The sequence below is a fragment of the Rhodopirellula maiorica SM1 genome (assembly GCF_000346295.1).
Lineage (GTDB): Bacteria > Planctomycetota > Planctomycetia > Pirellulales > Pirellulaceae > Novipirellula > Novipirellula maiorica.
Window position 1 is genome coordinate 1 of the sequence record NZ_ANOG01000389.1, and the last position, 8,573, is coordinate 8,573.

Below are 8,573 nucleotides of genomic sequence, written 5' to 3' on the forward strand. Positions count from 1 at the left end.
AATGGGAAAGTGCACGGTGGCTGGGTGCAGATAACCTTGAAACGCCCACTGCCCGCTCAGGCAGACTTCGCGCAACCATCTCTGGTGCGACCGCAGGAACCTCATCACCGGATGCCACTAGCGCCGCGTCATCGGGCCAATGGGCTCCTTCAGAAATCCAGACACGAATGAGCGCCAATTCGCCGGGGGTCAACGGTCCACCATGCGCTGCCGGCGGCATCAGCATGTCTTCATCGTCGGTCGTCAAATAGTCGACGTATAGCGAACTCGATTCAATATCCTCGGCTTCGACATAGCTCATCATCGAATCGACATCGTCGACGCGAAAATCATTCTTCGCTTCCTCGGGGCCGTGACAATCCAAACAGCGAGCGACGAAGATCGGAGCGATGTCTCGCTGAAAATTCACCATCCGGCCTTCGTCGTCCAAAATCTTTGCTGGCCCGGAAACCTCTTTTTCGATGATCACGACGTCCACCTCGGGCGTCTGGACGGTCACACGACTCGGCGGTTCGGCCGCTTCGGAATCTGCGAACACAGGTTCCGTGAAAAGAGGGACAGCCACCAATACAGCGGCAACAAGCAAAGATGTAACGCGAGGCAGGGAGGGAAGGATGGTTTTCATGTCAGTCTCAATTAAAAGGAGGGACTCAACAAGCTCTTCATGAGCTGACGGCAAGCAGGTGGGATGCAGAATTCAGGTGGGAAATAGCGGTAGGCAGTGGGGTGTAGGGAAGGATCAGATCACAATCCCATCAAAGGCTTTGGTCAAACCGAGGGTTTGCAGCTCGATTTTAACATCTTTTGGGGTTGGTTTCTCTAAAGTCTCAGCGACCTCGTCGGCCAGCAGTTGAGCGAACATAGCGCGAGCTTCGGGAAGGATCTGGCGGATCCGAGAATCGGTCAAATCGAGCCCCCGCTCGGCCTTGATTCGTTGAACTAAGGGTTGGCCCGGCGTCTTGGGTTTCGTGGTGGCACAGTGCAGGACCGAAAACATCGGCAACTCAGGATTCTTGTGTTCGAGTTGCTCGAGCGATCGCCAAGCACGTTCAAGCAATCCCGTTCGCCATAACGACAACCACTTTTCATTATCGTTCATCATGGACTCGATGGACGCAGCGGAACGTAAATTTTCAGGAAGTTCTGCTAGCCGAGTCTTCGCGGTCGAGCGAATCGCACGAATCAAAAAATCTCGCAATTTGCCTTTTTTGTATTCGCCAAAACCGACCGAAACCAAATGGGCGATCAGCAATTTCAGGCACTCGTCGGCGTGATCCGACGACCCCAAAATCGCCAATAATTGACGACGCACGGTCACCAAATAACGCAGCACAAACCCGGCCGCACTGTTCGCTTGCGTCCATGGATTCGACGAACGGACCAGATTAACCGAGGTCGTTCGCTGAGCTGCGGCGGGAGTATCTTGTGACATAACCATCATTTTAACCCGAACTTACTTCAATCTGAACTCCCTTCGCAACCAGAACCACGAGAGAGAACAGCAACGCTGGGCGTAGCATAACGTGAGAAATTAGAAGTGTGTGCCACGATTTTCCTCGCTTTGACGGAAATTCACCGCTTTACCGGCTCCGAAATCGGTCGATCGACCCGCCGCGACACGTGCAATCTGCTCGCCCGCCGCCCTGCCCTGCTCTTCCGCCTGGTTTCCGGCAGCCTGCATGCGGTCTTCCCCTCGCTTTCCGGGCATTTTGACGCTTCTGCCGCCGATGCGGGTCCGCAAACCGTGATTTTCCAGGGCCTTCCAAACGTCACGTCAAAAGACCATCCTAAGGCGACGTTCGTGACAGACCCTCTTTTCCCCTCTCTTCCCCCAACGCGAGTGCTTCGCAGCGTGAATCGTACACCTATTTCAGAATTGACCGACGGTCAGCAAATCGCCCAATCGTTTCGCGCATCCGACAAACAATTGCGGGTGAACCGGCAAGGCGGCAAGTACATCATCCTGAAACTGACCGATCGCACCGGTACCGTGTCCGGCATGCTTTGGAATGCCGACGAAATCATGTTTGATTCGTTTGACCGCGGCGATTATGTCCACTGCGTCGGCCGAACCCAGATCCACAATGGGGCGCTCCAGATGATCGTCACCACCGTCGAGCGGATGGATGCGAGCGAAGTGGACGTCGCCGATTTCGAGCGTTTTGATGCGGACCAATCTCAGCGATTGCGGAGCCGGCTCAGCGAGCTATTGGGCGGTCTACACAATGTGCATCTACGGCGACTCGGGCAAGCCTTTCTAACCGACGACACATTCATGCAGCGGTTAGAGATCGGTGCCGCAGCGGTCAGTAATCATCACGCCTATCCTGGCGGTCTGCTGAAACACACCCTCGATCTGATGGAATTGTGCGTCTTGGTCGGCCCCCGCTATCCGCAACTCGACACCGAGTTGCTAATGTTTGGCGCCTTTCTGCACGACTTAGGAAAACTCGAAGAAATCTCCTCCGAAGGCGAAGCCAACTACACCGATCGCGGTCAATTGGTTGGGCACATCGTGATCGGCGTCCAGATGCTTGGCGAAAAGATTCGCGAGATCGATTCGCCCGCCGAGCCGTTTCCTACTGAACTGCGTCTACAGCTCGAACATCTCGTGGTCAGCCATCACGGGCAAATCGAATTCGGCAGCCCGAAATTGCCCGTTACTTTAGAAGCGGTGACACTGCATCACATCGACAATCTCGATGCCAAGATCGAATCGTACACCAACATCATCGAGTCCGACATTTCCGTCGACGGCAACTGGACCAACTACAACCCATCGATTGGCCGCAAATTGTGGAACAAACGAGACTAGCTGTGGGCGAGGCTGCCGGTCTGGCGTCATGAGTGAAGCTTTCAGCAGTCCAGCCCTCCAATCAATTCTTCAAAACAACCCACACGCCCACCGCTTCCTTTAAAGGAGCCCGTGAGATGACCATTCATCCAAAACGTAGCGCCGTCGTGCTTCTCTCAGGCGGCCTTGATAGTGCAACATGCCTAGCGATTGCCAATGCCGAAGGCTTTGCCGCACATGCGATCAGCTTTCGCTACGGCCAACGTCACGAATATGAACTCGAGCGAGCTGAGCAGCTTGCCCGTTCACTCGGCGCTGCATCTCACCGCATCGTCGACATCAACTTGGCCCAATTCGGCGGATCCGCACTCACCGATGCATCGATCGGGGTGCCAAAGCACGAAGCCGTCGAGGAGGTTGGCGAATCGATTCCGGTCACGTATGTTCCCGCTCGCAACACGGTGTTTCTATCGCTCGCACTTGCGTTTGCCGAAACGATTCAATCAACCGACATCTATATCGGAGTCAATGCGTTGGACTACAGCGGGTATCCCGATTGTCGCCCCGCGTTCATCACCGCGTTTGAAAACATGGCCAACCTCGCCACCAAAGCGGGCGTCGAAGGAAGTAGCCCGATGCGAATCCATACGCCGCTACTGGATTTGACCAAAGCACAAATCATCGCCAAAGGCATTTCACTAGGCGTAGATTATTCTCAAACGCTGTCATGCTACGATCCCGGCGAAGGAGGCATTCCCTGTGGTCACTGCGATGCATGTCTGTTGCGAAACAAAGGCTTCGCGGAAAACGAAATGTCCGACCCGAGTCTGTAAGCAATCCGGTCTCGATCCCCGTAACGCGGCAAGGACATACGCGGCAAGGGCACACACGGCAAGGACATCGCGATGAGCACTGCATTAAAAAAGCAAGCCTATCCGATCCTGATCCTGTTGCTGGCAATGTGGCTGGTTCGGATTGTCGACGCAGTGATTCCGATCGACTTCAACCAATTTGGATTGCTGCCGCGAACGCTACGAGGGCTGGTTGGCATTGGTTTGATGCCGTTTCTGCACGCCAGCTTCGGACATTTGATTGCCAATACGATCCCGCTGGCAATCTTGCTGGGGTTAACGATTGCATCGCGGCATCGTGCTTGGCCGATCATTGTCGCGATCGTGATCGGCAACGGAGTCCTCTTGTGGTTGTTGGGCCGCAGCGCCAACCATATCGGCGCCAGCGGTCTCGTGTTCGGCTTGATCGCCTACTTGATCACCGTCGGCGTTCGTGAAAAACATCCGATCTCGATCACCATCGCGTTGCTTGTCGGCATCCTGTTTGGGGGCGCGCTGCTGACGGGAATCCTGCCGCGATGGAGCAGCGTCATTTCCTGGGACGGCCATCTATTTGGCGCTCTCAGCGGACTGATCGTCGGGATCACCACCTCGCGGTCGCGATAACCACGGGGTCTACAAATGCGATTTCACCCAAACCTACTTGGGCTCGGTGAACACTTGCTGTAGTGCTTGGCGAAAGACTTCCAAGCGTTCAGGGGTGTTACTGTCAATCACATACACCACCACTCCGTTGCGATCGAGGATGACGGTGTGTGGCAGCGACTTGGCCTTGTAGACGTACGCTGCGTCGCCGTTGACATCCATCACCACCGCCGCATCCACACTGACTCGCTCGATCGCGCGCGAGGCCGTTGCCGCGGACTCTTCCAAATTGATGGCCACCCAGGCGACGTCGTTGCCGCCCACCTCCAAGATTGCTTGTGAAAACTCGGACAATCCTCGCAGACTCGGTGCACTCCAGCTGGCCCAAAAATCGAGCACGACCACACGTCCTTTCAAAGCGGATAAATCGAACGATTCTCTCTCGATCGTCTGCAAATCGAAATCAGGCGCCGGCTTACCAATCAACTCCGAAGCCACACCTAGCGTCGGGGCTTTTCGTGATGGTTCTTCACGGTACGCCATCGGCAAGGTTGCTGATTGGATTGCCCAATCACGCTCGACACGGTCCGATGCCTGGGCCACAGGATCACGACCGAAATAGATGGATTTCACATCGCTCAGCGGCACTTCAAATTCAGCAAACGCCCTGCTCTGCCCCATCAACTTCTGCTCTTCGATTGCAAATTCCCGCAAGGTGACTTCGCGATGATCCACAAGCACCGCATGAACGAGAAACTCCGTTGACGCGTTCTGCGAATCCAACTGCGGATAAAGCCATACAATTTTGGCGACGCGGTGACGCGGCAGCTCGATCGTCTTGGATCGCACTTGGACGACCAAGACATCCGTCTTTAGCTCAAGGACATTGCATCGCAGTAAATCGCCCGTGACCGAAACCACTAAATGCGTCGGCGGCGTGTCTTTCATAGATCGAGGCACGACTAACATCCGCTGCAGGTCACGCGGGTGAACCTCGAGCGGCTTGGTGACTTTCGTCAGCGTCACTGATTCGAGATCGGCATTTGGAATCAATACCTCGCCTTGCCCAGACCATCGCGCAGTCACGCCGCGTGAATCAATGCGGGTGATCGCCGCGCTAACGATATCGCCTGTGCGAAAAACGACCGGCAGCGCCCCGTCGGACTCGTCGAGGTCGTCTTCGCGACGTGGCGAGCCGATGGAGATTTTTCCTTGTGGACCTTGATTGATCGCAGTCGCATTCTCAGACAATGCCGTCTGCCACACCAATCGACCGCTCGGCTTTGAGGGACGATCAACCAGCCATCCTGCCAGATCGACGCCACTGGATTCAAGTTGCATTTCGAGTCTGCGTGATGCGAGCAATCGACGCCAGGCGGAGATACCAGATTGTGTGACTATGGCCCGTGCCGGATTCCCAAATTCAGCTTGCTCGGATTCCCGTCGACGCAGCTTGTATCGTCGACCAAAGATCGTGTTCTTTTTAGTGACACTCTGCACCACGTCGACATCAAATTCCAGCGGCTTAGCAAACAGCGGGCTATCGCAAAGGATGTGATCAGTTTTGGCGTCACAACTCAAATTCCCATCGATATAGCCTCCATCGACAAGCCACACTCGCATCGCAGGCCCTACGGCAAAGAGCGATTGCGAGGCGAGGAACAATCCCAATAAAACGGCACAGACAATTCGCATCATGTTCATCGCTCGTAAATTGGCAAGAATCGAAAATTCAAGGCCAACGCCAACAGCGACATTGAGGTCGAATTCGCCGCCCCAAGATCACCTGAAAAGCTGCCATCGGGACTTTGACGCGCTTTCAATTTTCGCACCAGCGATTCATTCCATCTTTCCCACAAATCAACATCCGCTTGAAACAGAGCTTGCGACTGGTAGTACCATGCGTATTCGATCCATCCGGTTCGTTCATTCAGATTCTTTCGCAAGTAGCTTTCCGTCGCCGCGTATTCGGGCAAATCTTTTCGCCGAGCAATCGCATAGACCAAACACACAATCGACGAACGGGCAATCGATTCTCCGAATCCGCTCAGCCCTCCCGCGTAACCCACTGCCCCGGTCTCGGAAGTCATGCTTGAGAAATAGCCCAATGCTCGGTCGATCGATTCATCGGAAACTTCAATCCCGGCATTGCGGGCGGCCAACAATCCCATCACCACCGCGCCGCTGACCGAGGTATCGGCGTCTTTTGCCCCCGGCGAATATCGCCACGCTCCGAGCGGATTGTTTTTCTGAGACGTCAACGCCGATCGCACAGCCAACTCTAACGCTTGGCCGATGCTGCGTTGATGTTCACGATCCGCAGCATCAATCGAATCGCCGCTCCATAAATCAGTTTCGTCCACCGCACCGTAGGCCTCGGCGAGCGCCAACATCGCGAACCCATGGTGATACATACTCGGCCCCATGTAACCAGTATCGCTCGATTGGTTACGGATGATATTGCGAAGCGATTTGCGAATAGCACCGCGGTAGAGCCCAAAGTTAGGATCGTCCCCGGACGCCAAAAACGCCAACAACCCTAGCGCCGTGGTTCCCGCGCCCGCTTCGCCGCCTGCGGACCAAGTGCCATTTTCGGTTTGCGTCTGCAGTAAATAAGCCAGCCCGGCATCGTACATTTCGCGAACGTCACGCGAAACGGGATCGCTGTCTTCATCGGCGGCGGGTACTAACAAGCCGGCAGGCTGTTGAGCATTCGCGTGGGCAGAAAATAGCGAACATGTAAGTAGCAAGGTGATGATAATTTGGCGAACTTGTTTACTCATCGACTTTCCTCCAATCGCCGGAAATACTCACCAAGTCCGCTGCGAAATTCTTCGGGCAATGAACGCCCCGATTCGCCGGTCATTTGACGAACCTCGCTCTCTCGCAGTTTTTCGTTCGCATTCAACCCGGCGCCCAGAAGCGCCAACGCCTCTTCGTCGGTTTCGCCCTGCCCTCCTCCTTCGGGATTCGCACCGCCATCACCGCCGCCCTGCGGATTGATCCGTTTGGACCGCAGCAACATCTCGATCACTTCGGTCTGTGCCGCGATTGTTTCGCTGCCCGTGCTTGGCGAACGCAATAAACTAGCCGCTTCGTTCATTGTTTGGCTGACCATCAATAACAGATTAATGTCGGCTTCGAAATGAACCGATCCATCGGGCAATGATTCCAATTCATCTGCCAATTGTTCGCTTCGCTGTCGCAGCTTGGTTTGCCGATCGCTTAACGCGATTGCGTCTCGCCGATACTCGTCGTCGCTGACGCTTCCTTTGGATTGTTCGGCCACACGTGTTGCCTCGCGAAGATCGACTTCGCCCTCCAGGATTCGCAACATCTCCAAAATCGCCTCGGGCGGAAGCGAAGCAAGTTTCTTGTCATCCGATTCACTCTCGCCGTCACCGTTTTCAATCAAATCATCTGCCCAGCGGTCCAGCGTATCGGACCAAAACTCGGCTTGCGCCATCACGACGCCTTGATCCTTGGCGACTTGCTGACTGAGTTTTTTCAGCGACGACAATACATCAAGTTGTTTCATTTCTTCGAACACCAATTTGAACCGCATTAGATTCCGTCGACGATAATAGCCGTCCACATCGGACATGATCGCGGCCAGCGTTTGGGTACTGTCACGTTCGGTCATGGCCAATTGTTCGAGCACCGCTTGGTCGTTTGGTGAAATGGAATCCGCAGCCCCAAACAATCCCTCGATGCGAGCGGCGAGCTGTTCGGCAACAGCGGACTGCTGGCGTGATGCCGCCTTCAAACGCTTGACCAGGGTACTGCCCTCGAGATTCGCCATCACAGAGTCAAGATCGTCGGAAACCTTTTCAAATTCGGCTAACAATTTTGCTTGTTCCTCGATCGCGGCATCCAAGCTCGATTCCACTGCCGGTGGCTCCGACTCGTTGGCATCGGTCTCCGCTGCCGAATCGTTTACCGGCCCGGTGACGATCGTCACTGCTTTGTCCAATCGAGCATTGGATTCTTCCGTCGGTTCTTCTTTGCCTGGTTCGGCCGGTCCGCTGGGCTGCTGCGATGATTCTTGGTCAACCAAGTTGGGTGTTTCTGTCGAATCCGAATCCACATCCGAAAGGTCCTCGTCGCTTGATGACGCACCACTCTGCTGCGTGCTCGGCTGCCCCTTTGCACCGTTCGCGCTTTCAGCAGCCTCACTTTTGCTGGCCACTTTCTCAGCCGATGCTTTTTCCAACAAATCCGCAACCGACGGCATTCGATTTTCCGAGATATCGTCAAGCGTTTGTAGCATCTCGGCCCATTGCTGGACCTGCTCGGCTTCGATCTCGGTGTTGTGAGAGGCTTGTCGCAACAACGATTCCCCC

The 8,573-nt window shown here is 55.0% G+C and carries 8 protein-coding genes and 1 pseudogene; 3 read left to right on the forward strand and 6 right to left on the reverse strand.

The annotated features are described in order from the left end of the window. The 3 genes from RMSM_RS12550 to RMSM_RS40905 all read right to left on the reverse strand — a co-directional run. Positions 1-625, reverse strand: a 625-nt coding sequence (locus RMSM_RS12550; protein ID WP_008696311.1) for a c-type cytochrome domain-containing protein, incomplete at its 3' end; no start/stop codon positions are given. Positions 626-739: 114 nt separating this feature from the next. After that, positions 740-1,432, reverse strand: a complete 693-nt coding sequence (locus tag RMSM_RS12555) for a hypothetical protein (RefSeq protein WP_008696312.1) — start codon at positions 1,430-1,432, stop codon at positions 740-742. A gap of 99 nt (positions 1,433-1,531) precedes the next feature. After that, the gene (locus RMSM_RS40905) at positions 1,532-1,708 is read right to left on the reverse strand and encodes a hypothetical protein (protein ID WP_008696314.1); all 177 of its coding nucleotides are present in this window, start codon (positions 1,706-1,708) and stop codon (positions 1,532-1,534) included. A gap of 144 nt (positions 1,709-1,852) precedes the next feature. On the opposite strand from RMSM_RS40905, the gene RMSM_RS12560 reads away from it, so the two are divergent. The 3 genes from RMSM_RS12560 (at position 1,853) to RMSM_RS12570 (ending at position 4,251) form a co-directional block, all read left to right on the forward strand. Continuing rightward, on the forward strand, positions 1,853-2,815 hold the full coding sequence (locus tag RMSM_RS12560) for a 3'-5' exoribonuclease YhaM family protein (RefSeq protein ID WP_040766121.1): 963 nt from the start codon (positions 1,853-1,855) through the stop codon (positions 2,813-2,815). A gap of 116 nt (positions 2,816-2,931) precedes the next feature. Further along, positions 2,932-3,627 carry a 7-cyano-7-deazaguanine synthase QueC gene (queC, locus tag RMSM_RS12565; protein WP_008696317.1) on the forward strand — a complete coding sequence of 232 codons (696 nt, stop codon included), beginning with the start codon at positions 2,932-2,934 and terminating at the stop codon, positions 3,625-3,627. A 72-nt stretch (positions 3,628-3,699) separates the two neighbouring features. After that, positions 3,700-4,251, forward strand: coding sequence for a rhomboid family intramembrane serine protease (locus tag RMSM_RS12570; protein ID WP_008696318.1), 552 nt, complete (start codon positions 3,700-3,702; stop codon positions 4,249-4,251). Positions 4,252-4,284: 33 nt separating this feature from the next. Here the strand turns inward: RMSM_RS12570 and RMSM_RS12575 are convergent, their stop codons facing one another. From RMSM_RS12575 to RMSM_RS12585, 3 genes and pseudogenes are all read right to left on the reverse strand, one after another. Further along, complete coding sequence (locus RMSM_RS12575) at positions 4,285-5,928, reverse strand: TlpA family protein disulfide reductase (protein ID WP_160168284.1); 1,644 nt, start codon at positions 5,926-5,928, stop codon at positions 4,285-4,287. 2 nt (positions 5,929-5,930) lie between these two features. Continuing rightward, positions 5,931-7,013 carry a prenyltransferase/squalene oxidase repeat-containing protein gene (locus RMSM_RS12580; RefSeq protein WP_008696321.1) on the reverse strand — a complete coding sequence of 361 codons (1,083 nt, stop codon included), beginning with the start codon at positions 7,011-7,013 and terminating at the stop codon, positions 5,931-5,933. Then, positions 7,010-8,573: pseudogene (locus tag RMSM_RS12585) on the reverse strand (hypothetical protein); the annotation flags it as partial. The pseudogene RMSM_RS12585 and the gene RMSM_RS12580, both read right to left, overlap by 4 nt.